Consider the following 25,327-nt stretch of genomic DNA (forward strand, 5'->3'; position numbering starts at 1 on the left):
CAGCCGAAGCTGAACGAGGATAATTTGGCATTTGACAAGTGCACGCTGTTGAGTTCTCAAGGATCGGATGCTCCCACGACCCAGCCATCACAACCAGGCCCGCAGGGCAACTTCTCTATCTTACCGATCTCGTTTCCGTTGTCAAATCGCCGTCCGGCGACCTGCTCGAGGGAACGAGTCAGCACCTTCATCCGGATTGCTCTATCGAGCTCTTCTGGAATCGGGAGGTGTTCGATGCTTGACGGGAGCCGGTCCGAGGACCTCCGCTCAACCGTTTGGGGCGAACAGGTAATAACTTACGTGGATTCCGGGGGTCGGGCAAATCGCCCCATCCGCCCGGGCGTGTCGCACCCCCACCCGGTGGATTCCGGCTCGGATCCTGCGGAGCGGACGCCGGCCGACGGGTCCGCGACGCGCGCTCAGGCTGTGCTGCGGCATCGAACCATTCGCGGCAAGATGATGCTGCGGACGGAACGGAAGCCCCGGGCGGAGACGAAGAAAGCCGCCGGTGACCCGGCGGCTTTCTCCATGTGTTGTTGTGGACCTAAGGGGATTCGAACCCCTGACCTCCTCGATGCGAACGAGGCGCGCTACCAACTGCGCCATAGGCCCGTGAACGAGTTCTACGTTATCACGATGCGCGGGGTGCTCGTGTCGGCGCAGTCAACCAGCCGCTCGCCGTGCGAGAAGCTCGCGAACGTGCGCCTCGATCTCGGCGTCGTCCACGAAACCCATCCGCGCGTACCGAGAATCCGCCGCGGGTGCGGGGATCGCGACGGGGGGAGCGGGAGCGAGGCGCTCAGCGCGCTCCCGCAGCTCGGCGCGTCGCGCGGCGTCACGTCGCGCCTGCTGCGCATCCATCTCGGCACGCGCGACGTGCGCTCGCGAGCCGGTGACCGAGACCATCGGTTCGGGAAGCGGGCGCGGCGTCCAGGTCGCCCGCCCCTGGTCGTGAAGCTCCGGAGCGACGCGCCGCGCTTCCGCCGGCACCGCGACCCGGGGTCGGCGAGCCGCGCGTACCGCCACCGACGCCATGCGCTGCAGGATCAGGGCGGCGATCAGGGTGAGTGCGCCGCCCACCCACAGGAGCACGGAGGATCCGGCGGCAAGGAGCTGCCATACGCCGAACCCGGCGGCGCCCAGGCCGAGCAGAAGCGTGGACGTCGCAAGCATCCGCGTGCGCCGGCGCGCGCGTGCCCGCCGGACCGCCGGGTCCGCCTTGGTGGCGGCGAGTTCCTCGCGCAGTGCCTCGAGCTCGGCCGCTTCACGCTGCGACTGCACACGCTTCGCGAGCTTCTGCTGCGCGAGGACGGTCCGGGCGTTGAGCTCGACGTGCACCTCGCTCGGCGTCTCGCTGGTCTCGGCCAGCACGCGGAGGGCCTGGTTCAGCCGAACGGCGTTGCGCTCCGCGGCGTTGTACTGGAAGCGTCCGCGCCAGGACGGCAGGAGATAGAGCATCCACAGGAGCACGGCGACGAGCACGATCACTCCCCCGCTCAGCACTGGCCCGTCCATAACGACAACGGTAAGGGCAGCGGGGTGGCGCCGCCGTGCAGCCGGGCGCGTGTCGCGGTGTGTCCGGGCGGAATGGGACTCGATCAGAGCGAGATGCGGTCCGAAGGAGGGACGGCCGCGGCCTCAGGCGGGACCTGACCGCTCAGCCAGCGGGCGAGCACACCCTGGGGCACGTCTTCCCGGGTGAGTGCGAAAGCGTAATGATCGCGCCAGTCGCCATCGATGTGGATGTACCGGCGACGAAGGCCCTCGTACCGGAAGCCGAGCTTCTGCACGACGCGGAGACTCGCAGCGTTCTCGGGTCGGATGCAGATCTCCATCCGATGCAGACCGTACTCCGTGAAGCAGGCGTCGGTCGCGAGGGCGACAGCGGTCGGAGTGATCCCCCGCCCGGCGAACCGCTCGCTGACCCAGTAGCCGATGGTCGCGGAGCACAGGGATCCCCGCGCCACTCCCCACACGTTCAGCTGCCCCGCGATCTCACCGTCGCACTCCATGACGAACGGATAGCCACCGCCGTCGCGGTACTGCTGAAGCAGTCGCCGGATGCTGAGGCGCATGTCGAACGACACGGCGCCATGCGGCACTGTCGCCTCCCACGGCTGCAGCCACGACCGGTTCGTCAGCAGCTCGTGCTGAAGCGGCCTGGCGTCCTTGGTCCTGATCAGGCGCAGCTCAACCGGCCCGTGCCGCATCCCCGCCATCATCTCCATGCCGCACCCCGACCGCCCGCGCGATCGCCTAGAGGCGCTCCGCGAAGTCCTTCAACCAGGGGCGGAGCTCGGCTCCGAGATCATCGCGGTCGGTCGCCAGCTGCACGATCGCCTTGATGTAGTCCACACGGTCACCCGTGTCGTAGCGGCGCCCGCCGAACACCACGCCGACGACGCCGGGACCGCCCTCGGCCGTCGCGAGCTCCTGCAGCGCGTCGGTGAGCTGGATCTCGCCGCCCTTGCCAGGCTCGGTCCGCTCGAGGATCTCGAAGACGGACGCGGGGAGCACGTAGCGGCCGATGATCGCGAGGTTCGACGGCGCATCCTCCTTGGCGGGCTTCTCGACGAGACCGGTGACCCGCACCGCGTCGGATCCCTCGATCGGCTCGACGGCAGCGGCGCCGTACATGTGGATGCTGTCCGGGTCGACCTCCATGAGCGCGATGACGGCCGCGCCCGTGCGTTCGTGCTGGGCGATCATCTCCGTGAGCAGCGGGTCGCGCTCGTCGATCAGGTCATCACCCAGCAGCACGGCGAACGAACTGTCACCGACGTGCGTGCGGGCACGCAGCACCGCGTGCCCGAGCCCCTTGGGCTCGCCCTGACGCACGAAGTGGATGTCGGCCAGATCGCTCGACTTCATCACGCGCTCGAGCCGACCGGTGTCGCCCTTCTCCATGAGCTTGACCTCGAGTTCGGGTACCGAGTCGAAGTGGTTGGAGATCGCGTTCTTGTTCCGCCCGATGATCACCAGGATGTCCTCGATGCCGGCATCGGCAGCCTCCTCGACCACGTACTGGATCGCCGGCTTGTCCACGACGGGGAGCATCTCCTTCGGCATCGCCTTCGTCGCTGGCAGGAAGCGGGTCCCCAGTCCTGCGGCGGGAATGACGGCCTTGATCTTCTCGTTACCCATCCCCACAGCCTACCGCCGGGCCCCGCCCTAGACTCGGAGCATGTGGAAAGACGTCGAGCACGCCAAGCGAGCCCTTCGGGCAGACCTGCGTGAACGGCGTCAACTCCTCTCCGACCCGCAGCGTGAGGCGGCGGCGAACGCGATCGGCGAACGCCTCGACGCGCTGGTGGATGAGCTCGGCGCACGGTCGATCTCCTGCTTCCTCTCGACCACCACCGAGCCCGGGACGCGCGACTTCGTGACCCGAGCTGTGCGGCGGGGGATCCGCGTGCTGCTGCCCGTCACGCGCGCCGACGGGCTGCTCGACTGGGCGGTCGCCGACGACACCGACGAGGTCGCCGAGGGTCTGCATGGACTGCCGGAGCCGACCGGCGAGGTGCTCGGCCCGATCGCGGTGAACGACGTCGACCTCATGATCGTCCCCGCCGCCGCCGTCGACCGCTCCGGCATGCGCATGGGCTGGGGACGCGGCTACTTCGACAAGACGATCGGCTCCATGGAGAAGTGCCCGCCCGTGTATGCCGTCATCTATGATTCCGAGATACTCGACGCACTGCCGCGGGAGGTGCACGATCAGCCGGTGGACGGCATCGTCACCCCGACGCAGACCCTGAACCTGTCGCCCCGGCGACGCTGAACCGCAAGGACCCCATGCCCACCTACGCCTATGCCTGCACGACGTGCGGGCACCAGTTCGACGCTGTCCAGAGCTTCTCCGACGACGCGCTCACGGTCTGCCCCGAGTGCGGCGGCCCGCTGCGCAAGCAGTACGGCTCCATCGGTGTGACATTCAACGGCTCCGGCTTCTACCGCACGGACTCGCGTGCCGGAAGTGGCACATCCGCGACGGGTTCGGCATCATCGAAGGCGGGTTCGACGACGGGGGCCAAAACGACCGCTGCATCGACCCCGGCCTCGAACTGAGGTCGCACGATATTTGGGGGTTTCCCGTGATCAAGGGATTCAAAGAGTTCATTCTGCGCGGCAACGTCATCGACCTCGCGGTCGCCGTCGTGATCGGCGGTGCGTTCACCGCCGTCGTCAACGCGATCGTCGCCAGCATCATCAATCCGCTGGTGTCGCTGTTCTTCGTCGCGGACGCAGCGGGGAAGTTCGGCCCGAAGATCACCGGCCTGTACGGGCAGGAGGTCACCTTCCCGATCGGTGACCTGATCACCGCGATCATCAGCTTCCTCGCGGTCGCCATCGTGGTGTACTTCGCCTTCGTGATGCCGATGAACATCTACAAGGAGCGTCGCGCGAAGAAGAACCCGGTCGTCGAGGAGGCCGCCCAGGCCAGCGAGACCGAACTCCTCGCGGAGATCCGCGACCTGCTGCAGAAGCAGCAGCGCGGCGCCTGACACCGGGCCGCGCCCCCACGCGGCACAGAACTCACGACGCACGGCCCTCCCGAGGGCCGTGCGTCTTTCTTGTGCAGGGCACTGCCGTGTCAGTAGTGCGGCGGCACGTCGCGCAGGAGTTGCTCGTCGTTCGGGCCCTTGGCGCCCGCGGGAGCGGTCCGGCGTTCGTCGCCGGTCGCGGTGGTCGCCGCCTCAGGGGCCGTGTCGCTCCCGGGAACCGGTGTCAACCGGGCCCGGCGAGCCCCGGGCACCCGAACCACGCGCTGCCGAGGCTCCGCGTCGCCGCTGTCACTCACGCCCGCGGTCGCCGAGGTCGATGGGCTGCGTGTCGTTCTCGGCCCGAGCCGTCGACTCCGCGATGCCGAGCACGGACGCGATGCGCGTCGCCACGGTGCGCGGGTCGCTGTACAGGTCGAACGCGTGCACGCGCACGTAGTGCCACCCGAGGCGGCGGAGCACGTGCGGGCGCAGGCGCAGCGTCTCGCGCAACGATTCGCCGCGCGACTCCGGGTCGGACTCGATCACGACCGCCTTGCCCCGATGCTGCGCCACGAGCGGAAGCAGTCCCCGGTAGTCCACGTCGACCGAGGCTCCGAGTCGTCGCAGTTCCCGCGCAAGTGCCAGCGTCAGCGGATCGGCGAGATCCTCCAGACGCGCGTCACGCGCGCGCGTGGCCAGACCGCCCAGGATCGACATGAGGGTGGCGGCGCCGTGCTCCAGCCGACCGTCGTCGAACGCCGACGGCCGAATCGACGACACCAGGACCATCGACCGGCGCGCCCTGGTCATGCCCACGGTGAGCAGACGCTCGCCGTCCGGGGTCGACAGGTCGCCGAAGTCGCTGAGCACCCGTCCGTGCTTGGTCAGACCGAATCCGAGCGAGAAGATCACGCGATCGCGGCTCTCCGCCACCGACTCCTCGAGAGTCAGAACGGCGAACGGCTCGGCGGTGTCACGGCCCACGAAGTCCGCGACGTCCGAGCGACCGGCGAACGCGGAGGTCACCGCCGCGCGCACCCGCTCGGCGTGACGCGTGCTCGCCGTGACGACCATGAGCGACTCGGAGGGACGGTGGATCGCATGCTCCACGACGAGCGTCACCACCCGCGCGACCTCGGCTTCCGGGCTCTCGACCGCGCCGGAGACGGGGTCGGGTGTACCCGTTCCCCCCTCCACGTAGTCGACGGTGAGGCTGCCGCGGCCGAGATAGGACCCGGCCCACGGGAGGGAGACGATCTCCCCGCCGTAGAACGCGTCGTTGATGAGCTCCGCGAGGTCCTCACCGCCGGCGCGGTAGCTCCGGGTGAGGGTCATCACGGGCAGCAGCTCGGACAGGCGCTCGAAGACCGACACCTCGTCGAACGGGACCTCGGCCTCCCACTCCTCGGACGGATCGACGGCGATGTGGAACGGCGTGGGCCGCTGTGTCACCGGATCGCCGAACGCGACCACCTGGCGCGCGCGACGGATCGCCGGGGCGGCCTCCGCGAGATTGATGGCAGCGGCGTCGACCAGCAGCACGGTGTCGAACTCCACCGAGTCAGGGATCTCCGGCACGAGGTACGGCGACGAGATCCACACCGGGGCGAGCACGTCGACCAGGGTCGGCGCCGCGCTCACGACCTCCGCGGTCGTGGTCGACGGCTGGGTCAGCGCACGGCGCAGATGCTGCGACTGCTGCGGCTCGTCGACGATCGCGATACGCCACTGGTTGGCCAGCTGCCACGCCAGCAACGGTCCCGCCATCGCCGCATGCGCCTCGTCCACCAGCCGGAAGTCGCGCTCGAGCCGGTCGACGACGGCCGTGTTCGCGCCCAGCAGGGACCGGTTGTCCTGCAGCGCCCGCTCCAGCAGCGACTGCCACCACGCGAACTCGAGCTCCTCCCCCACCTGGGCCTCGGACACATGTCGCACCGAGAGCTCAGTGAGCAGCGGCTCCAGCCCGAGGAGAGCCAGCTTGTCGCGCAGCTGCGCGCGCTCCACGAGGTTCTCGAACACCTCGGACTTCGCCGCGAGACCCGCCAGCATCCGCACCAGCCGCGCGACCGGGAGGGAGGAGAGAGGCTCACGGCGCCCCAGGGCCGCATCCAGTTCCGCCAGCTCCGCCTCGACCCGCTGCCAGGCCACGTAGACGTCGGCGAGCCCGAGCGGGATCTCCGGAGCGACGCCCGCATCGACATAGCGCTGCCACTGCGTGCGCTGCGTCTGGATGCGCAGCAGCGCCTCGTGCATCTCGGTCACGTGCACACCCGGACGCACGTACTCCTTCGCCAGCCGTCGCAGCCGACGACGGTTCGCGCCGGACATCCCCGGCGCATCGCGTCGTGAGCCGTGCGCCTGGATGAGCTCGCCGAGCGGCCGTTCGAACACGGTCGGGCTGAAGCGATCGAGCGTGTCGCGGATGCCCTGCAGCAGGCGGAGGTACTCGCCGAGCTCGTCGATCGTGGCGAAGGGGCGCATATGCGTCTGTGCGATCAGCTCGTAGCCGCGCTCCAGAAGGGCCGGGACGCTCGTCGCGTGCAGTCGTCCGGCGAGCTCGTGTGCGGCACGGGCGGCCTCGGTGCTGGCGAACGTGACGCCGTACCAGGGAGAGTCGTTGGGCCCGACGCGGAACTCGCCGAGACGAGCCGCGTGCGCGAGGGCCTCGGCCGCGTCCGTCCTGTCGGCGGCGAGTCGCCGGAGCGCGTCGATCCCCAGCCTCGCTGTGGTCGAGGGCGGAACCGGAAGGGAGGCGAGGCGGGTGAGATGGCGCGTGGCGTCGAGGACCGAGGCGTCGAGCCCCGGCACGGGTGACGTCAGTGCCTCACGGTAGTCGCGCAGCACAGTGCGGAGCCGGACGAGTGCGTCGTCGACCTCGCTCACCTTCGGCGCCGTCGCCTTCTCGTTGCGGCCGATCGCCTTCACGAGGTCGCGTCGCACACTGGCGGGCGACACGGCGAGGCTGTCCAGCCCGATGCCGGCGAGACGGTGGCGCACGCCGTCGAGAGTGGACCGTCGCGCTGACACCACGAGCACGCGCTTGCCCGCCCGGACCAGCTCGCCCATGGCGTTGATGACGGTCTGCGTGCCCCCGGTCCCCGGAAGCGTCGCCACGGTCAACGAGTGCCCGGCCGCGATGCGTGCGAGCACCGCCTCCTGTTCGGCGTCGGCATCCAGAAGAAGGTTGTCCGACGCGGGGGCACGATCGTCCGGGCCCGTGTGATGCGGCACCGCCCGGGGCGCAGCGAGCTGTTCGCGATCCCCGACGTGGCCGCCGAGAGCGTTGAGCACGGTGTGGTCGAGGGTTGCGCCATCGCGGGACATGGCGGAACCGACGTCGGCGAAGGTCGATACGACGAGACGCGGCTCGACGGAGAAGGTGTCGATCGATCGCGTGAGCGCGCGGAGACTGTCGATCACCGGCTGCGGCTTGAAGATGCCGCCGTCGTACGCGAGAGCAGCGAGGGCATCGGCATCGATCGTGAGACCGAAGTGCTCCCTCGCGATGCGCACGAGCTCGGGGTTCACCTCGAAGGCGCCCTGGAGCTTGAGCTCGAAGTCGGTATGGTGACGGCGGATCGCGAGCGGCCGCAGCAGCACGGGCGCGGCGAACCACGCGCCACCGATCCGCCATCGCGCGACACCGACCGCCAGGTGCACGGCCTCGATGCCACGGACCGTGCGCAGCTCGGTGTTCTTCGCGGTGATGCGCTCGGCCGCGAGTCGGGCGGTGCGCAGTCCCACCTCGTCGCGGAAGAGATTGGACAGCAGCGTGGACTTGCCGGTGATGAACTGCGGAAGGCTGCCGGGGTGGGCCTTGGAGATGTCGATGCCGGACTCCGGCCCGTCACGGAAACTGGTGAGCGGGGAGGGACCTCCGAGATCAGCCGCCTCCGCCTTCAGCCTCGTCCGCTCGGCCTCGGCGGCATGCGCGATGTCCACGCCGGTCGAGGTCTCGTGGAGGTCGCCGAGAGGCACAGCGGTCTCCGCCGCCGTGCCGTCCGCAGACTTCCCTTCACGTCGCCACACACTCACACCCTAGGCGCGCGACCGCCGGAGGCCGGTATCCCTGGCGGGTTTCCGCCGAAAATCCGCGCGTCCGTCCGGCGTTCACCCTCCCTCCCCCGCCAAGGCCTAGGCTCAGGTTCTCCACGGTCCGTGAAACGCGACGGGCGCAGCATCGTCCTCATCGGCCGCGCCCACCAGGATGGTGCCATGACCTTCCGCTACGACTTCGCCCCGACGCCGTTCGGCGATGCCCTCGCCGTGTTCTCCGACGAGGGCATCGTGCGCTTCGACCTCTCCGAGTCGGAAGACCCGAGCGTCCCCTGGCTGCTGGAGGGGGTGTCTCGGCAGCTGGGCGCCGTTCCCGCCCCTGCCCCCGGCGCCGCCGACGAACTGGCGCAGCTGCTCCTCGACTACTTCGACGGCGATCCGGTGCGGTTCGACACGCACCTGCGCATCGACTGGCGACTCACGGACGGCTTCGCGCGGCGAGCGCTGCAGACCATCTGCGAGATCGAGTGGGGGCAGACCATGAGCTATGGGGAGGTCGCGATCCTCGCCGGCCACCCCGGAGCGGCCAGAGCGGTCGGCACCGCCTGCCGCGTCACACCCTTCTCCATCATCGTCCCGGTCCATCGTGTGGTGCGGTCCGACGGATCACCGGGCCAGTACGGCGCACACCCCGACCGCAAACGATTCCTCCTCGACCTCGAGTCGCACTGAGCCTCCCGACCCCACGCACCCGACCCCGCAGAGAAGTGGACCCGGCGAGTAGGCCGCCGGGTCCACCTCCCTGTTCCGCCGAGGCGACGGGGTCTCTAGTGGTCCACCGCCTTCTCGGCACCGAAGCCGGTGAGGGAACGGACCTCCATCTCCGCAGCGAGCTCGGGCGACTCGCGTCGGGTGCTCGTGACCGTGCCGAGCCAGCCGAGGAGGAAGCCCAACGGGATGGAGACGATTCCCGGATTGTTGAGTGGCCACACCGCGATGTCGATGCCGGGGATCATCGACGTCGGCGTCCCAGAGAAGACCGGAGACAGGACGATCAGCAGGATCGCCGAGCCCAGGCCGCCGTACATGCTCCACACCGCGCCACGCGTGGTGAACCTCCGCCAGAACAACGAATAGAGGATCGTCGGCAGGTTCGCCGACGCCGCGACGGCGAAGGCGAGCGCCACCAGGAACGCGATGTTCTGCCCCTGAGCGCCGATACCGCCCACGATCGCGAGGATGCCGATCACGATGACCGTGCGACGGGCGACGCGCACCTCGCCGTTCGGATCGGCCTCGACCGGGTTCCCCGCGGCATCCTTGCGTCCCTTCTGGATCACATTGGCATAGATGTCATGGGCGAACGACGCCGCAGCCGTGATGGTCAGCCCGGCGACCACCGCGAGGATCGTGGCGAACGCGACGGCCGAGATGAAACCGAGCAGCACGGGGCCGCCGAGCTGCAGCGCCAGGAGCGGTGCCGCCGAGTTCACCCCACCGGGTGCTGCCGCGATCACATCCGCTCCGACGAGCGCGCCGGCGCCGTAGCCCAGTACCAACGTCAGCAGGTAGAAACCGCCGATGAGCCAGATGGCCCACACCACAGACCGCCGCGCCTCCTTGGCCGTCGGCACCGTATAGAACCGCATGAGCACATGCGGCAGACCGGCGGTACCGAGCACCAGGGCCATGCCGAGGGAGAGGAAGTCCCACGGATTCGCCCCGTACTGCAACCCGGGCGCGAGCACCGCGTCACCCTTGTCAGAGTTGGCGACCGCAGCCTCAAGCAGCGTGTTGAGGCTGAACCCGTTGAGCGCGAGCACCCAGATCGTCATCCCGAGAGCGCCGCCGATGAGCAGGACCGCCTTCACGATCTGCACCCACGTGGTTCCCTTCATCCCCCCGATCAGGACGTACACGATCATGAGGATGCCGACCACCGCGATCACGATCGACTGTCCGACGCGCCCGTCGATGCCGAGCAGCAGCGAGACGAGCCCGCCGGCGCCGGCCATCTGCGCGAGCAGGTAGAAGAAGCACACCGCCAGGGTGGTGATGGCCGCCGCCATGCGCACCGGGCGCTGCTTCAAGCGGAACGACAGCACATCCGCCATCGTGAACTTCCCGGTGTTGCGCATGAGCTCGGCCACCAGCAGGAGCGCGACAAGCCAGGCCACGAGGAACCCGATCGAATAGAGGAAGCCGTCGTACCCGTTGATGGCGATCGCACCGCAGATGCCGAGGAAAGACGCGGCGGACAGATAGTCGCCGGCGATCGCGAACCCGTTCTGCGGCCCCGTGAACGAACGCCCCGCCGCATAGTAGTCCGCCGCCGTCTTGTTGTTCCTGCTCGCGCGGATGACGATGAACAGGGTCACCGCCACGAAGGCCAGGAAGATCGAGATGTTGAAGACCGGATTGATCTCGAGGGCGACGGTGTCGGTAGCCGTCCGAATACCGATCATGCGTCGGCCTGCGCCTTCTCCAGTTCATCCCTGATCTCGGTCGCCAGCGGATCGAGTCTGCGATTTGCAAATGCGACATATGCCATGGTGATCGCGAATGTCGTGACGAATTGTCCCAGTCCGAAGAGCAGACCGACCGTGATATCGCCCCACACCCGCTGCGCCATGAAGTCGCGCGCGAATGCGGCCAGCAGCACATAGACGAAGTACCAGACCAGGAAGAAAGCAGCCAACGGGAAGATGAAAGATCTCTGCGTTCGCTTCAGCCGGACGAATCGCGGAGACTGTTCGACGGCGACGTAGTCGATCGCTCCGCTCTGAGGGGTCGGTTGATGGTCGTTCATGGGGCCTCCTTGCCACATGTCCCGTGCTCGCGCGGCTCGATCCGCCCGAATGGTAGGGTCGACGCTACGAAACGGGGAACGGCGCCGTCACCCCCGAAAGTAGGTATTCCGTGACCTCTCCGATCGCCGCCGAGACCGAGGCGGATCTCGTCGCCAATGCGGTGCGCGAGCTCGCACGACGCACACGGTTCCCCGTGGCCTTCGGCGGTCTCGTGGAAGAGGGCGTGGTGAGCGTCACCAGCATCGTCGGGGCCCGCACCCGGTCGCTCGACGGGCTGCGCGTCCGACCGGAACGGGGTCTCGGCGGGCGCGCCATGATGGAGTTGCGGCCACGCATGACCAGCGACTATGGCTCGTCACGGCAAATCACGCACGACTACGACGTCTTCGTCCTCGGCGAGGGGCTGCGCACGCTTCTGGCCCTGCCCATCGTGGTGCAGGGACGCTCGCGCGGCGTTCTGTACGCCGGCGCCTGGGACCACGCGCAGGTCGGCGGGGTGACCACGGCGCCCGCCATGCAGGTGGCGCAGTCGGTGGCGGACGAGCTCCGCATCAGGGACGAGGTGCAGCGGAGGCTCCGTGCGGCGACGGAAACGCCGCCGACCGTCGCGGCGCCGCAGCGCGAGGAGCTGCGTGAGAGCTTCGCCGAACTGCGCAGCATCGCCGCCGCGGTCGAGGACGTCGGCGTGCGCGCGCGTCTGGCTCAGGTGGAGCGGCGTCTGCTCACCCTTGCCGGTGAGACCGTGCCGCCCACCACCGCCCCGGTGCCGGTGGTGCACCTCTCCCCTCGGGAGACGGATGTGCTCGCGTGCGCGGCGCTCGGCGCGACGAATGCCGAGATCGCCGCGCAGCTCGGCCTGAGAGAGGGAACGGTCAAGGCATATCTGGGGACCGCGATGTCAAAGCTCGATGCTTCGACGAGGCACGCCGCCGTGACGAAGGCACGCCGCGCCGGTCTTCTCCCCTGAACTGCTTCTCTCTCCGGCCGAGCGACCGTGAATTATTGCTGCGTTTGCGTGCCGCAGGTACAGTCGCATTCATGGCGAGAAGAATTGTGCATCAACTGGTCGACGATATCGACGGCAGCGTCCTGGAGGTCGGTGAAGGCGAGACCGTGCATTTCTCGTTGAACGGAACGTCCTACGAGATCGATCTGAACGCAGCGCACGCGGAGGAATTGCGCGCCGCACTCGAGCCGTATATCTCCGCGGGCCGCCGCGCCGGGAGCGGATCATCCGCGCCGTCACGCTCGAGTTCCACCCGGAAACGGCCGGCGCGCAACCCCGAAGTCGCGGCAATCCGCGCGTGGGCGAACGAGAACGGCTACACGCTCTCAGAACGCGGGAGGATTCCCGCCCCCATCCTCGAAGCCTACAAAGCGGCCCAGTGACACGGTCCCGCCCCACCTCACGGTCGGGCGGGATCTTCTTTTGCGCCGCCCGTCGCCCACGGCTCATCGCGGAGGGTGATCTCCTCCGTCATGTCCTTCAGGAAGCGGATCACGACATCACGCTCGGCCGAAGACAGCCGAGCGGCTGCATAGAAGCGCTTCGCCTGCTGTCGGCCGACGGTCTCCATCGCGGCGTGCCGCGTCTCCGGCGTGATGGTGATGGCGAGCGCACGACGATCGGTCGGATGAGGCGACCGCCGGATGTGCCCGCCCTTCTCCAGCCGGTCGAGGAGCTTGGTGGTCGCCGCCGTGGACACGCCCAGGTGATGCGCGATGCCGCTGGGGGTCGCGACCATCGCACGGTTGGCACACACGATCAGATAGTGCAGCGCACGCATGTCGGTCTCGTTGAGCTGCATGTATCGCCGCGAGGCCTGCGACAGCCGCTGCTCGGCGTCTCGAAGATCGCTCAGCGCCTCCATGACGAGAGCGATCTGGCGCAGATCCTCCGGGGGCACCCCGGTGCGATCGATCAGTGTGCTGCGCGGGTCGCTCGCGTCGACGTGGTAGATCGATCCGTGACTCAGCCCGTCGGCGCTCTCCGTCGAGGCCGATTCAGCGGAGGAGTCCGCGGCCACAGCCGCCCCGGAGCGCAGGGTGGTGCGGGGCTCGGTGTCCATGCGATCATGTTACACACGAACAGATTCATGCTAAGTTGATATTTCACCAAGTTAGCTAAAGGACGGGGAAGTCATGCAACAGGTCACGCTCCTCGCGGAAGACGGGACAGCCGTCGGCGTCCTTCCCAAGCACGAGGTCCACACGTTCGACACCCCCCTCCATCTGGCCTTCTCGTGCTACGTCCTCGACCCGTCCGGGCGCGTCCTCGTCACGCGGCGCGCCCTGACCAAGCGCACCTGGCCCGGCGTCTGGACCAACAGCTTCTGCGGACACCCTCAGCCCGGCGAGGACATGGCAGACGCGGTGCGGCGGCACGGCCTGCACGAGCTCGGCCTCCGGGTCGACCAGGTCCGCCTCGTCCTCCCCGACTACCGCTATCGCGCCGTGGATGCGAGCGGCATCGTCGAGAACGAGATCTGCCCCGTGCACGTCGCCGTGCTCGATCACGATCCCGTCGCCAACCCGCAGGAGGTGTCGGAATGGGCGTGGGTCGACCCGGGGGCGCTGGCCGAGGCCGTGGCCCTCGCCCCGTTCGCGTTCAGCCCGTGGATCGTCGAGCAACTGCCACGCCTCCGCAGCCTCGGTGAGGTCTGAGCCATGAGCACGACCATCACGCACGAAGACCTCGGTACTCGGATCGAGGAGGTCCTGCGGCGGCGCTTCGCCGAGCGCGCCGTGGCCGCCGAGCATCACGGGGCCGAGTTCGCCGCGCTCTGGAACGAGGCCGCCCAGCACGCCCTCGGCGGCAAGCTCCTGCGTCCGCTCATGCTGATGGAGCTCTTCCCGGCGCTGGCGACGACCGTGCCCACCCGACGCGAGACCGAGGGCGCGATCGACGTGGCCGCGCACGTCGAGCTGTTGCACTTCGCGTTCCTGCTGCACGACGATGTGATCGACGGCGACCTCACGCGGCGCGGGCGGCCCAACCTCATCGGCTCGCTCGTGGCGCGGCGCCCCGACGAGACCGCGGCCGCCGCCCTGCACTGGGGACGCGCGAGCGCGATCCTCCTCGGCGATCTGCTCCTGTCGACCGCGGTGCTCGGCTTCGCCCGCGCCGAGGTGAGCGCCGACGGCCGCGAGCGGCTGCTGGCCCTGCTCGACACCACCGTGTTCGAGACCGTCGCGGGTGAGCACGCGGACGTCGCCCTCAGCGATGGCATCGTCACGCCCGACCTGCGGACCATCCTCGCCACGAGCGCGTCCAAGACCGCGACCTATTCTTTCGTGCTGCCGCTGCGCGCCGCTGCCGTCCTCGCCGGAGCCAGCGCGGAAGCCGAGGAGCAGCTCACCCAGATCGGCACCCACCTCGGACTGGCGTACCAGCTGCAGGACGACCTCCTCTCGGTGTTCGGCGACCCGCACGCACACGGCAAGGACGCCTTCTCCGACCTCCGAGAGGGCAAGGAGACCGCGATCATCGCGTACGCCCGCATGACGAGCCACTGGCCGAGCATCGAGCTGCGCTTCGGCACGGCCGACCTCAGCGCGTCCGACGCCGGCGACATCCGCGACCGTCTGCGCGAGTGCGGCGCCGAGCGCTTCGTCCGCGGACTCGTGCAGGAGCAGCTCACCGCCGTGTCGACCGTGCTCGCCGAGGCGGAGGAGTCCGGCACGCTCAGCCCCGCGGCCGGGCGCACGATCCTGGCGATCGCCGACCGCATCGAGGGCCGCCGCCGATGAGCCCCCGCCCCGTCGAACGCCCGGATCCCGCCGCCCTGCGCCGCTTCAGTCGCACCGCCGAGATCGCCACCACCGACGTCATCCGCACCTACTCCACCTCGTTCGGTCTCGCCACCCGGCTTCTCGGCACGCGGCATCGCCAGCACGTGCGCAACATCTACGCCATGGTGCGTATCGCCGACGAGATCGTGGACGGGGTCGCGGCCGAGGCGGGGCTGGACGCCTCGGCGCAGGCCGCGGCACTGGACTCGTACATCGCCGAGACCCACCGCTCGATGCGCACCGGGTACAGCAGCGACCTGATCCTGCACGCGTTCGCCCGCACCGCGAGGGAGTGCGCCATCGGCGAGGACCTGACGGGGCCGTTCTTCGACTCCATGCGTGCCGACATCTCCCGCGACGCCGGGTTCACCGCCTACGACGCGGACGCCCACGCCGCCTACGTCTACGGCTCGGCCGAGGTCGTCGGGCTCATGTGCCTGCAGGTGTTCCTCCGCGATGCCGACCGCACCCCGGAGGAGCGGGAGATCCTGCACCGGGGAGCCCGGCGGCTCGGAGCCGCGTTCCAGAACGTCAACTTCCTGCGCGACCTCGCCGACGACACCGACCGCCTCCAGCGCGGCTACCTCGGTGGCACCGAACGACTCACGGACGCCGACCGCGACGCCTGGGTCGCCACGGTCGAACGCCAGCTGGCCGACGCCCGCGCCGCGATCCCCCTCCTGCCGAAGGACGCGAGGGCGGCCGTCCGCAGTGCGCTGGCGCTGTTCGCCGCACTCACCCGCCGCGTCGCGAAGACCCCCGCCGCCGAGCTCTACCGCCGCCGTGTGCGCGTGCCGGACCCGGTGAAGGCGCTGCTCGCGGCACGGGCCGTCGCGACCACCGCGTGGGAGCGTGACCGATGAGCCGCGTCGTCGTGATCGGTGCCGGTGTCGCGGGGCTCGCGACCGCGGGGCTCCTCGCCCGCGACGGACACGAGGTCGTGGTGCTGGAGCGCAACGACCGGGTGGGCGGACGCGCCGGAACGCTCGAACGCGAGGGCTTCCGCTTCGACTCCGGCCCCTCGTGGTACCTGATGCCGGAGGTGTTCGACCACTTCTTCCGGATGATGGGCACCAGCACCGAGGAGCAGCTCGACCTGACGCTGCTCGACCCCGGGTACCGCGTCTTCCGCGCACCGGAGTCGGCGGAGGGCGCTGTCACCGTTCCCGCGGGCCGCGATGCCGTCCGACGACTGTTCGACGACCTCGAGCCGGGCTCCGCTGCCACGCTCGACCGCTACCTCGACTCGGCGTACCACGCGGGCACCATGGCGCAGCGCTACTTCCTCTACAACCCGTTCACCCGCACGCGCTCCCTCGCGGCCCCGGAGGTGCTGCGTGCCCTCCCCCGCCTGTTCTCCCTCCTGGGAACCCGACTCCAGTCGTTCGCCGCCCGGCGCTTCCGCCACCCCGTGCTCCGGCAGATCCTGGGCTACCCGGCGGTCTTCCTCGGCACCGATCCGCGCAGCGCCCCCGCGATGTACCACCTCATGAGCGCGCTCGACCTCGATCAGGGCGTGCTGTACCCGCAGGGCGGATTCTGGCGCGTGGTCGAGCGGATCGCGGCCCTGGCCGAGGACTCGGGCGTCCGCATCGTGACGGGAGCCGAGGTCACCGGCATCCTCACGCGGGACGACAGCGCCGGGACGCACGTGTGGGGCGTGGGGTGGACGGACCCCAGCGGAGACCAGCACGTGGAAGAGGCGGACATCGTGGTGTCCGGCGCCGACCTGCACCACACGGAGACCGCGCTGCTGCCGCCGTCGCTGCAGTCGTACCCCGAGTCGTGGTGGGCGCGGCGGACAAGCGGGCCCGGCGGCGTGCTGGTCATGCTCGGGGTACGGGGATCGCTGCCGCAGCTGCCGCACCACTCCCTGTTCTTCACCGACGACTGGGACGCGAACTTCGACGCGATCTTCGGGCGCACCCCGCAGATCCCCGCACCGGCATCGACGTACGTGTGCCGCCCGAGCGCGACCGACGCCGACGTCGCGCCCCCCGACCACGAGAACCTCTTCGTCCTCGTCCCGGTGCCCGCCGATGTCGACCTCGGCCACGGCGGATCGGACGGATCCGGCTCGCCGCAGATCGAAGCGGCCGCCGACGCCGCGATCGACATGATCTCCTCGTGGGCGGGGATCCCGGACCTGCGCGAACGCATCGTGGTGCGCGAGACCGTGGGACCTGCCGACTTCCACGACGACTACCACTCCTGGCGCGGCGGAATGCTGGGCCCGGCGCACACCCTGTCGCAGAGCGCGATGTTCCGCGCGCAGAACGCGTCGCGCCGAGTCCGCGGACTGTACTACGCGGGCGCCACGACGGCGCCCGGGGTCGGCGTGCCGATGTGCCTGATCAGCGCGGAGCTGGTGCTCAAGCGCATCCGCGGCGACCACTCGCCCGGTCCCCTCCCGGAGCCGGCGCCCTCGGAACGGACGGCCCGGCCGTGACCGGCGCGATCTACCTCTGCGCCCTGCTGGTGTCGCTCGGGTGCATGCTGCTGCTGGACTGGCGCTTCCGCCTGTTCTTCTGGCGCGACGTGTTCGCCGCGGCCGTCGTGACGGTGCTCGGGGTCGCGTTCTTCCTCGTCTGGGACGTGGCGGGCATCGCCGCCGGGATCTTCTTCCGCGGTGATGCGGTGATCGCGACGGGCATCGTCCTCGCCCCGGAGCTGCCGATCGAGGAGCCGGTCTTCCTGGTGTTCCTGGTCGTGTGCACCATGGTCCTGTACGGCGGTGCCGTGCGGATCATGGAGCGCCGCCGCGCACGGTCGTCCCGCGCGGAGGTCGCCCGATGACGTATCTGCAGCTGTCCGCCGTGTTCCTGGCCGTCGCCGCGACGGGCGGCCTCGTCGCCGCGCTCGTGGCCCGGCGCGGTCCCCACGCCGGCGCTCTGGCCGCCACCGCCCTGACCCTCCTGGCGCTCACGGCCGTGTTCGACACCGTCATGATCGCGACCGGGCTCTTCCACTACTCCCCCGCACATCTCGTCGGCGTACACATCGGTCTCGCGCCGCTGGAGGACTTCGCCTATCCGGTCGCCGCGGTGCTGCTGCTGCCCGCCGTGTGGACCGCCCTGCGGGCGCGACGTTCCCGTAGGGGGACCTCGGCCGCGGCGACCGCAGCCGCCACCGAACGGGAGGAGCGCGCATGAGCCGGGCGTCCGTGCCGCGCACGGGAGTCGGACACGACATCGCGCAGATCCTCCTGTCGTCGCGGCCCATCAGCTGGATCAACACCGCCTTCCCGTTCGCCGCCGCCTACCTGCTCAGCACGCGGGAGATCGACCCCACGTTCGTCATCGGCACGCTGTACTTCCTCATCCCCTACAACCTGGCGATGTACGGCATCAACGACGTGTTCGACTACGCGTCCGACCTGGCGAACCCGCGCAAGGGCGGGATCGAGGGAGCACTGCTGTCGCCGCGCATCCACCGTGCCACCCTGTGGGCCGCTGCCGCGACCAACGTGCCGTTCCTCGTCTACCTGTTCGCGGTCGGCAACCCTGCGTCGTGGTGGTGGCTCGCGGTGAGCGTGTTCGCGGTGATCGCCTACTCCGCGCCGGTGCTGCGCTTCAAGGAACGGCCGTTCCTCGACTCGATCACGTCGAGCACCCACTTCGTCAGCCCGGCCATCGTCGGCCTCGCCCTCGCGGGAGCTCCGGTCTCGGCGGCGACCGTGGTCACGCTCGGCGCGTTCTTCCTGTGGGGCATGGCAGCGCACGCGTTCGGCGCCGTGCAGGACGTGGGGCCCGACCGCGAGGGCGGCATCTCGTCCATCGCCACCGTGATCGGTGCCCGAGCCACCGTGCGCCTCGCGATCGGCCTCTGGGCGGTGGCGGGGGTCGCGATGCTCCTCACGCCCTGGCCCGGCCCCCTCGCGGCGGTACTCGCCGTGCCCTACATCGTGAACGCCGCACCGTGGTGGAACGTCACCGATGACACCTCCGGCAGGACCAACCGCGCCTGGCGCCGCTTCATCGCCCTCAACTACATCGCCGGCTTCCTCGCCACGATGATCCTCATCCTCGCCTGGGTCTCCTGACTCCGACGCCCCCGCGACGAACCCACCTCCTCCCGAAAGGAACCCGATGTCCCGCCCCGCCGAAACGCCGACCCCGCCGTCCCGAGAGCGCGTCCGTCGCCACTCGTGGCTGCGGGTCTTCCTCCCGGTCCTGCTGATCCTGGTGTGGCTGGCCGGGGCGTCGTTCGGTGGCCCCCTGTTCGGCAAGGTCGACGAGGTCTCCTCGAACGACCAGACCACGTACCTGCCCGAATCGGCCGACGCGACCACCGTGCAACAGCTCCTGGGCGAGTTCAACGACAGCGACGCGATCCCGGCCATCGCGGTGTTCACCTCGGACCAGGAGCTGACGCAGACCGAGCTCGACGCGATCAGCGATGCGGTCGCCGACGCTCCGTCGGTCGAGGGCGTCGCGGACGACGTCTCGCCCGCGCTCCCCTCCGACGACGGGAAGGCCGTGCAGGCGTTCATCCCGATCGAGGGCGACGCGGAACTCGCCGACACCACCACGGCGCTCGGCGAGGAGTTGCGCGCGGCGGTCCCCGACGGGGTCACGGTCTACATCACCGGACCGGCCGGTTTCAGCGCCGACCTGGTCGCCGGCTTCTCGGGGATCGACGGCCTCCTGCTCGGGGTGGCGCTGCTGGCGGTCCTCGTGATCCTCGTCTTGGTCTACCGGTCGTTCCTGCTGCCCCTCGTCGTGCTGTCCACGAGTCTGTTCGCGCTGTGCGTCGCGCTCCTGGTGGTGTGGTGGCTGGCGAAGTGGGAGATCCTGCTGCTGAGCGGACAGACCCAGGGCATCCTGTTCATCCTCGTGATCGGCGCCGCGACCGACTATGCGCTGCTCCTCGTCGCCCGCTTCCGTGAAGAGCTGCGCGTCGCGCAGGACAAGGGCGTCGCGCTGCGGGCCGCGTGGAAGGGCTCGGTCGAGCCGATCGTCGCGTCAGGCGGCACCGTGATCGCCGGACTGCTGTGCCTGCTGCTCAGCGACCTGAAGTCGAACAGCACGCTGGGGCCGGTCGCCGCGATCGGCATCGTGTTCGCGATGCTGTCGGCGCTCACACTGCTCCCGTCGTTGCTGCTGCTCTTCGGGCGCGCGGTGTTCTGGCCCCGCCGGCCCCGTTTCGAGCCCGAGGTCGTCGCGGAGGAGCACGGCATGCGCACCACCGGGCTGTGGGCTCGCCTCGCCGGCGCGGTGAAGAAGCGCCCCCGGGTGATCTGGATCGTGACGACGCTCGTGCTCCTGGCCGGAGCCGCCGGAGTCACCCAGCTCGACGCGGTGGGAGTGCCGCAGTCCGACCTCGTACTCGGAGCCTCTGAGGCGCGCGACGGGCAGGTCGCGCTGGGCGAGCACTTCCCCGGCGGGTCGGGCAGCCCGGTGTCGGTCGTGGTCGACGAGGAGCGCATGCAAGACGCGGCGGACGTGCTCCTGTCCAACGACGGGATCGACGGGGTCACGGTGACCGCCGCCGACTCCCCGAGCGGCTCCGCGCCGATCGACGAGGACGGGATCACGGCGGTCGGCCCTCCGGGAACCCCCGCGCCGGATCCCACGGTCGTGGACGGTCAGGTGCTGCTGCAGGGGACCCTGACCGACGCAGCGGACTCCGCCGAGGCTGCCGCGACGGTGCGGGAGCTGCGCGTCGAGCTCGACGACCTCGGTGCGATCGTGGGCGGCGTCACGGCCACATCGGTCGACACGAACGATGCCTCGATCCACGATCGCAACCTCATCATCCCGGTGATCCTGCTCGTGATCATGCTGATCCTGATGCTGCTGCTCCGGTCGATCCTCGCCCCGGTGCTGCTGATCATGACCACGGTGCTGTCGTTCGGAACCGCGCTCGGCGTGTCCGCGCTCGTGTTCAACGGGATCTTCGCGTTCCCCGGCGCCGACCCGGCCGTCCCGCTCTACGGCTTCGTGTTCCTCGTGGCCCTGGGCATCGACTACAACATCTTCCTGATGACCCGCGTGCGCGAGGAGTCGAAGCAGCACGGAACACGCGAGGGCATCCTGCGCGGGCTCTCGATCACCGGGGGCGTCATCACCTCTGCCGGCCTCGTGCTCGCTGCGACGTTCGCCGCCCTCTCGGTGATCCCGATCCTGTTCCTCGTGCAGCTCGCGTTCATCGTCGCGTTCGGCGTCCTGCTCGACACGTTCGTCGTGCGCTCGCTGCTCGTGCCCGCTCTCACGTACGACATCGGGAAGGCCATCTGGTGGCCGTCCGCGCTGTGGCGCCGCGGAAAGCCGTGACGACGGGATCGCGGGAAGGGTGCCCTCGACAGGATTCGAACCTGCGACCTGCCCTTTAGGAGAGGGCTGCTCTATCCTGCTGAGCTACGAGGGCGCGCACCCAGTCTACGGGACCGGGATGCGCGCCCTCGGCCGCTCAGGGTCAGGCCGCGAGGGCGAGGTACGGCTCCCACCGCGGGTCGCTCCGCTCGGACCCCCGCACCGTCCAGGCGGTGCCGTGGGGTGGGCGCGGCGTGAACCGCAGCTGCCACCGCATCTCCTGCGGCGTGCGATTGCTCTTGAGGTTGTTGCACCGCAGGCAGCACGCGACGAGGTTCTCCCACGAGTCCGCTCCCCCGCGCGACCGGGGCAGGACGTGGTCGATGGTCGATGCCGACTTGCCGCAGTAGCCGCAGCGGTGGTCGTCGCGGCGGAGCACCCCGCGCCGGGTGACCGGAACACGTCGCCCGGTCGGCACGCGCACGTAGCGGGACAGGATGATCACAGCTGGCCGGTCGTAGACACCGTGCGTCCCCCAGACGGGGTCGTCTTCGACGCGCTCGATCACGGTCGCTTTCTCATTCATGACCAGCACCAGTGCTCGCTTGAACGACACGATCGCCAGCGGCTCGTACCCGGCGTTCAGGACCAGTGTGCGCATTCGTCATCCTCTCGATCCGCCGGGACGGCTTCCCGGCACTCTCGACTCACACGGCATCGCACAGGTGGTGGAGTGCACGCAGGGACGAAAAAAGGCGCTGTCTAGAGACAGCGCCTTTCGCGCGCGGCAGGACCGCGGCATCCCTGCGGGCGATGCTGAAGGACGTGACGACCGAGGGCATCCATGGTTCGGATGGTCGGTATTCGCTCCATCAGCCTCTCCCGCCTGTTCGACGACGGGTTCAGGCTAACCCATCCCACAGGGGGCAGGGCGCAACAGCGGGTGAACGATCGGAGGTGTGTCCGTCAGCCGGCGTTGATCGAGAGCCAGTTGCCCGGCTCCACCAGGCCGCCGTTGATCCACACCTCGAAGTGCAGGTGGTTCGCGGTCGAACGTCCCGTGCTGCCGACGTAGCCGATGAGCTGACCGGCCGCGACGCTCTGGCCGGCCTGCACCTGACGCGAGCCGTAGAGCATGTGGCCGTACGTGGTCTGCACGCGCTGGCCGCCGATGACGCTGTCGAGCATGACGCAGACGCCGTAGCCGCCGATGTTCTCGGCCGAAGCCCGGACGACGCCGGCCGCAGCCGCGTAGATCGGGGTGCCCGCGGGTGCGAGCATGTCGATGCCGTTGTGACCGCCGCCGATGGTGCGGCTGACGTGCCACGAGCCGAGCGGCAGCGGATAGCGCACCTCGCCGGAGCCCGGCGCGGTGAGCGCGTAGCCGGCCGTGTTGAAGCGACCGCCTGACGACGAAGCCGCAGCGGTGGCGGCGGCCGCGGCGCGAGCGGCAGCGGCCTCCTCGGCCTTCTTCTTCGCGATCTCGTCGGGAGTCGTCGCGCTGAAGGTGCCGCGTACGACAGGAGCGGAGGTCGCCTCGGAGGCGACGACCAGCGACTGCGCGTCGACCGCGGCGAGCTGCTGCACCGTCGTGGTGGCGGCATCGGCCGGCTTGGACGCGGCGTAGGCGGGAAGCGCGACGGCGGCGACCAGTGCACCGACGGCACCGAAGATCGCCACCGACCGGAGAGGCTTGACCACCTTTCGCGCCGTCACCTTCGGTGGGGTGCGGCGAGCCGGAACTCGATCTTCAGGTGTCTTCTCGGTCGGTTCGATGTCTGCGGCCAAAACGTGGTCCTCCTGGGCCTTCGCACCTCGGGTGTGCTGGCTCATCGGCGCTCTCCTCGATGGCGCGGATGGGGAATCGGGTACGAGAGTCATCCGTGCCGAGAAGACGATGAGCCTGAAGGCGTATCTTCGCGGTCCATCCCCAACGGGCTTCTTCGCTGAGGACCTGACCGAGGTTACCGGAAGATAACGATCATGTCACCCTGGGAAACTGGCAATCCTCGGTGAGGCCGTCCCACGCCCCGAGACGGTGGGCGACGAACCGCGATTCTGCGGCGCGATCAGGCCGGTTCGCCCACCAGGAAGATGTGCGACGCGAGCTCGACGGGAAGCTCGAGCCCCTCGTCCTTGCCGTCCATCTGGATGAGGACGTAGCCCTCGTTGAACCGGAAGTCACCGCGCGCCCCCGGTACGACGCCCGCATCGCGCAGCTGCTCCAACAGCTCGGGGTCGACCTGCGCGGGCTCGGCCAGACGACGCACCGTGCCCTCGACGGGCTCGCCCGCCGCGTTCAGACGCTGCACCAGACCGACGACGCCCTCATCGAACGTCCGGGCCGGGAGGTCGCCGAGCTGATCCAGACCGGGGATCGGATTGCCGTAGGGCGACTCCGTGGGATGCCCGAGCAGCTCGACGAGGCGGCGCTCCACCTGCTCGCTCATCACGTGCTCCCAGCGGCAGGCCTCTTCGTGCACGAACGCCCAGTCGAGTCCGATCACATCCGACAGCAGTCGCTCGGCGAGACGGTGCTTGCGCATCACGTCGACCGCCTTGCGGCGACCGGCGTCGGTGAGCTCGAGCGTACGATCCTCGGAGACCACGACGAGCCCGTCGCGCTCCATCCGCCCGACTGTCTGCGACACGGTCGGTCCGGAGTGGCCGAGCCGCTCGGAGATGCGCGCGCGCAGCGGCACGATGTTCTCCTCCTCGAGTTCGAGGATGGTGCGGAGATACATCTCCGTGGTGTCGATCAGATCGGTCATGTGCGGGCCCTCCGAAGTTCTTAGGCAAGCCTACATTCCCGCGGGGACATCGGATCGACCGCGGGCGGGGCCGCCCCGTGCGCTCCCCCTAGAATCGACCCATGGCGATCGAGATTCCCGGTGACCTCCTGCCCGCTGACGGGCGCTTCGGCTGCGGCCCCTCGAAGGTGCGGCCCGCACAGCTGGAGGCGCTGCTCTCCTCCGGCTCGTCGATCCTCGGCACCTCGCATCGTCAGGCGCCCGTGAAGAACCTCGTCGGCAGCGTGCGCGAGCGGCTCGCCGCGCTGTTCCGCATCCCGGACGGATACGAGATCCTGCTCGGCAACGGCGGCTCCACCGCGTTCTGGGACGCCGCGGCGTTCGGCCTCATCGAGCGCCGTAGCCAGAACCTCGTGTTCGGCGAGTTCGGCGGCAAGTTCGCCGCCGCCGCCGGGGCCCCGTGGCTCGAGGCCCCCGACGTGCGCAGAGCGGAGCCGGGGTCCCGCACGCAGGCCGCATTCGTCGACGGGATCGACGTGTACGCGTGGCCGCACAACGAGACCTCGACCGGCGTGAGCGCTCCGGTGTCGCGCGTCGACGCCGACGGGGCCCTGACCGTGATCGATGCGACGAGCGCGGCGGGCGGCATCGACTTCGACGTCGCACAGGCCGATGTGTACTACTTCGCCCCGCAGAAGAACCTCGGGTCGGACGGCGGACTGTGGTTCGCGGCCGTCTCGCCCGCCGCGGTCGACCGCATCGAGCGCATCGCCGCTTCGGGCCGCTACATCCCCGAGTTCCTCAGCCTCAAGCAGGCGGTCGACAACTCCCGACTCAATCAGACCCTCAACACCCCGGCGCTGACCACGCTGCACCTGCTCGACAGCCAGCTGCAGTGGATCCTCGACAACGGCGGCCTCGCCTGGGCTGCGGCGCGCACCGCGGAGTCGTCCTCCGTGCTGTACGACTGGGCCGAGGCCTCCACCGTGGCGACGCCGTTCGTGTCCGACCCGGCACACCGCTCGCCGGTCGTCGCGACGATCGACTTCGACGACAGCATCGACGCGGCAGCGATCGCGAAGACGCTGCGCGCCAACGGCATCGTCGACACCGAGCCGTACCGCAAGCTCGGACGCAATCAGCTGCGCGTCGCGACGTTCGTCTCCATCGAGCCCGACGACATCCGTCAGCTCACGCGCTCGATCGACTACGTGCTGGAGAACCTCGGCGGCTGAGCGCCG

General features: G+C 69.5%; 25 protein-coding genes and 2 tRNA genes. 15 read left to right on the plus strand and 12 right to left on the minus strand.

The window, feature by feature from the left end:
- Positions 1 to 539: 539 nt before the first annotated feature.
- From KV394_RS00005 to galU, 4 genes are all read right to left on the minus strand, one after another.
- Positions 540 to 612 (minus strand) — tRNA-Ala (locus KV394_RS00005).
- 51 nt (positions 613 to 663) lie between these two features.
- Complete coding sequence (locus tag KV394_RS00010) at positions 664 to 1,515, minus strand: hypothetical protein (RefSeq protein ID WP_247982006.1); 852 nt, start codon at positions 1,513 to 1,515, stop codon at positions 664 to 666.
- An 83-nt stretch (positions 1,516 to 1,598) separates the two neighbouring features.
- A complete protein-coding gene (locus tag KV394_RS00015) occupies positions 1,599 to 2,210 on the minus strand; it encodes a GNAT family N-acetyltransferase (RefSeq protein WP_136031613.1) in 612 nt (203 codons plus the stop codon).
- A gap of 46 nt (positions 2,211 to 2,256) precedes the next feature.
- Positions 2,257 to 3,144, minus strand: coding sequence for a UTP--glucose-1-phosphate uridylyltransferase GalU (galU, locus tag KV394_RS00020; protein ID WP_136031593.1), 888 nt, complete (start codon positions 3,142 to 3,144; stop codon positions 2,257 to 2,259).
- 40 nt (positions 3,145 to 3,184) lie between these two features.
- On the opposite strand from galU, the gene KV394_RS00025 reads away from it, so the two are divergent.
- From KV394_RS00025 to mscL, 3 genes are read left to right on the plus strand one after another with little or no spacing between them, the layout of a single operon-like run.
- Positions 3,185 to 3,781: a 5-formyltetrahydrofolate cyclo-ligase gene (locus KV394_RS00025; protein ID WP_136031591.1), complete on the plus strand. Its 597-nt coding sequence runs from the start codon at positions 3,185 to 3,187 to the stop codon at positions 3,779 to 3,781.
- Between the two features lie 14 nt (positions 3,782 to 3,795).
- Positions 3,796 to 4,068, plus strand: a complete 273-nt coding sequence (locus KV394_RS00030; RefSeq protein ID WP_136031589.1) for an FmdB family zinc ribbon protein — start codon at positions 3,796 to 3,798, stop codon at positions 4,066 to 4,068.
- Positions 4,069 to 4,094: 26 nt separating this feature from the next.
- On the plus strand, positions 4,095 to 4,505 hold the full coding sequence (mscL, locus tag KV394_RS00035; RefSeq protein ID WP_136031587.1) for a large conductance mechanosensitive channel protein MscL: 411 nt from the start codon (positions 4,095 to 4,097) through the stop codon (positions 4,503 to 4,505).
- Positions 4,506 to 4,793: 288 nt separating this feature from the next.
- Here mscL and KV394_RS00040 read toward each other — a convergent pair whose 3' ends face one another.
- On the minus strand, positions 4,794 to 8,462 hold the full coding sequence (locus tag KV394_RS00040; RefSeq protein WP_247982007.1) for an AAA family ATPase: 3,669 nt from the start codon (positions 8,460 to 8,462) through the stop codon (positions 4,794 to 4,796).
- A 237-nt stretch (positions 8,463 to 8,699) separates the two neighbouring features.
- On the opposite strand from KV394_RS00040, the gene KV394_RS00045 reads away from it, so the two are divergent.
- Positions 8,700 to 9,212, plus strand: a complete 513-nt coding sequence (locus KV394_RS00045; RefSeq protein ID WP_247982008.1) for a methylated-DNA--[protein]-cysteine S-methyltransferase — start codon at positions 8,700 to 8,702, stop codon at positions 9,210 to 9,212.
- 95 nt (positions 9,213 to 9,307) lie between these two features.
- On the opposite strand, the gene KV394_RS00050 is transcribed toward KV394_RS00045, so the two are convergent.
- Entirely contained in the window at positions 9,308 to 10,945 is a 1,638-nt protein-coding gene (locus KV394_RS00050; protein WP_206253002.1) for a solute symporter family protein, read from the minus strand.
- Positions 10,942 to 11,289: a DUF485 domain-containing protein gene (locus tag KV394_RS00055; RefSeq protein WP_136037065.1), complete on the minus strand. Its 348-nt coding sequence runs from the start codon at positions 11,287 to 11,289 to the stop codon at positions 10,942 to 10,944. Before KV394_RS00055 ends, KV394_RS00050 begins: the two co-directional genes overlap by 4 nt.
- A 110-nt stretch (positions 11,290 to 11,399) precedes the next feature.
- Between KV394_RS00055 and KV394_RS00060 the strand changes: the two genes are divergently transcribed.
- Positions 11,400 to 12,257 carry a LuxR C-terminal-related transcriptional regulator gene (locus tag KV394_RS00060; protein WP_247982009.1) on the plus strand — a complete coding sequence of 286 codons (858 nt, stop codon included), beginning with the start codon at positions 11,400 to 11,402 and terminating at the stop codon, positions 12,255 to 12,257.
- Between the two features lie 71 nt (positions 12,258 to 12,328).
- On the plus strand, positions 12,329 to 12,679 hold the full coding sequence (locus KV394_RS00065) for a histone-like nucleoid-structuring protein Lsr2 (RefSeq protein WP_136031573.1): 351 nt from the start codon (positions 12,329 to 12,331) through the stop codon (positions 12,677 to 12,679).
- A 17-nt stretch (positions 12,680 to 12,696) separates the two neighbouring features.
- Here the strand turns inward: KV394_RS00065 and KV394_RS00070 are convergent, their stop codons facing one another.
- Positions 12,697 to 13,359 carry a MarR family winged helix-turn-helix transcriptional regulator gene (locus KV394_RS00070; RefSeq protein WP_240744571.1) on the minus strand — a complete coding sequence of 221 codons (663 nt, stop codon included), beginning with the start codon at positions 13,357 to 13,359 and terminating at the stop codon, positions 12,697 to 12,699.
- Positions 13,360 to 13,432: 73 nt separating this feature from the next.
- Between KV394_RS00070 and idi the strand changes: the two genes are divergently transcribed.
- The 8 genes from idi to KV394_RS00110 are packed head-to-tail and all read left to right on the plus strand — an operon-like array spanning position 13,433 to position 21,357.
- A complete protein-coding gene (idi, locus tag KV394_RS00075) occupies positions 13,433 to 13,954 on the plus strand; it encodes an isopentenyl-diphosphate Delta-isomerase (protein WP_136031571.1) in 522 nt (173 codons plus the stop codon).
- Positions 13,955 to 13,957: 3 nt separating this feature from the next.
- The gene (locus tag KV394_RS00080; RefSeq protein ID WP_136031569.1) at positions 13,958 to 15,040 is read left to right on the plus strand and encodes a polyprenyl synthetase family protein; all 1,083 of its coding nucleotides are present in this window, start codon (positions 13,958 to 13,960) and stop codon (positions 15,038 to 15,040) included.
- Positions 15,037 to 15,945 carry a phytoene/squalene synthase family protein gene (locus tag KV394_RS00085; protein WP_136031568.1) on the plus strand — a complete coding sequence of 303 codons (909 nt, stop codon included), beginning with the start codon at positions 15,037 to 15,039 and terminating at the stop codon, positions 15,943 to 15,945. Before KV394_RS00080 ends, KV394_RS00085 begins: the two co-directional genes overlap by 4 nt.
- On the plus strand, positions 15,942 to 17,531 hold the full coding sequence (crtI, locus tag KV394_RS00090; protein ID WP_136031565.1) for a phytoene desaturase family protein: 1,590 nt from the start codon (positions 15,942 to 15,944) through the stop codon (positions 17,529 to 17,531). Before KV394_RS00085 ends, crtI begins: the two co-directional genes overlap by 4 nt.
- 44 nt (positions 17,532 to 17,575) lie before the next feature.
- The gene (locus tag KV394_RS00095; RefSeq protein WP_247982880.1) at positions 17,576 to 17,878 is read left to right on the plus strand and encodes a lycopene cyclase domain-containing protein; all 303 of its coding nucleotides are present in this window, start codon (positions 17,576 to 17,578) and stop codon (positions 17,876 to 17,878) included.
- Positions 17,875 to 18,234, plus strand: a complete 360-nt coding sequence (locus tag KV394_RS00100) for a lycopene cyclase domain-containing protein (protein WP_136046248.1) — start codon at positions 17,875 to 17,877, stop codon at positions 18,232 to 18,234. The genes KV394_RS00095 and KV394_RS00100 overlap by 4 nt, the downstream gene beginning before the upstream one ends.
- Positions 18,231 to 19,124: a prenyltransferase gene (locus tag KV394_RS00105; protein WP_136031561.1), complete on the plus strand. Its 894-nt coding sequence runs from the start codon at positions 18,231 to 18,233 to the stop codon at positions 19,122 to 19,124. The genes KV394_RS00100 and KV394_RS00105 overlap by 4 nt, the downstream gene beginning before the upstream one ends.
- 46 nt (positions 19,125 to 19,170) lie before the next feature.
- A complete protein-coding gene (locus tag KV394_RS00110; protein ID WP_247982010.1) occupies positions 19,171 to 21,357 on the plus strand; it encodes an MMPL family transporter in 2,187 nt (728 codons plus the stop codon).
- Positions 21,358 to 21,377: 20 nt separating this feature from the next.
- Here the strand turns inward: KV394_RS00110 and KV394_RS00115 are convergent.
- The 4 genes from KV394_RS00115 to KV394_RS00130 all read right to left on the minus strand — a co-directional run bounded on the left by KV394_RS00115 (position 21,378) and on the right by KV394_RS00130 (position 24,107).
- Positions 21,378 to 21,451 (minus strand) — tRNA-Arg (locus KV394_RS00115).
- A gap of 48 nt (positions 21,452 to 21,499) precedes the next feature.
- A complete protein-coding gene (locus tag KV394_RS00120; RefSeq protein ID WP_136031557.1) occupies positions 21,500 to 21,997 on the minus strand; it encodes an HNH endonuclease in 498 nt (165 codons plus the stop codon).
- Positions 21,998 to 22,302: 305 nt separating this feature from the next.
- Positions 22,303 to 23,037 carry a M23 family metallopeptidase gene (locus KV394_RS00125; protein WP_240744570.1) on the minus strand — a complete coding sequence of 245 codons (735 nt, stop codon included), beginning with the start codon at positions 23,035 to 23,037 and terminating at the stop codon, positions 22,303 to 22,305.
- Between the two features lie 368 nt (positions 23,038 to 23,405).
- Entirely contained in the window at positions 23,406 to 24,107 is a 702-nt protein-coding gene (locus tag KV394_RS00130; protein ID WP_136031553.1) for a metal-dependent transcriptional regulator, read from the minus strand.
- A gap of 101 nt (positions 24,108 to 24,208) precedes the next feature.
- Here KV394_RS00130 and serC point away from each other — a divergent pair, with 101 nt between their 5' ends.
- Entirely contained in the window at positions 24,209 to 25,321 is a 1,113-nt protein-coding gene (gene serC, locus KV394_RS00135) for a phosphoserine transaminase (RefSeq protein WP_136037069.1), read from the plus strand.
- Positions 25,322 to 25,327 lie beyond the last annotated feature (6 nt).

This window comes from Microbacterium sufflavum (assembly GCF_023101165.1).
Lineage (GTDB): Bacteria > Actinomycetota > Actinomycetes > Actinomycetales > Microbacteriaceae > Microbacterium > Microbacterium sufflavum.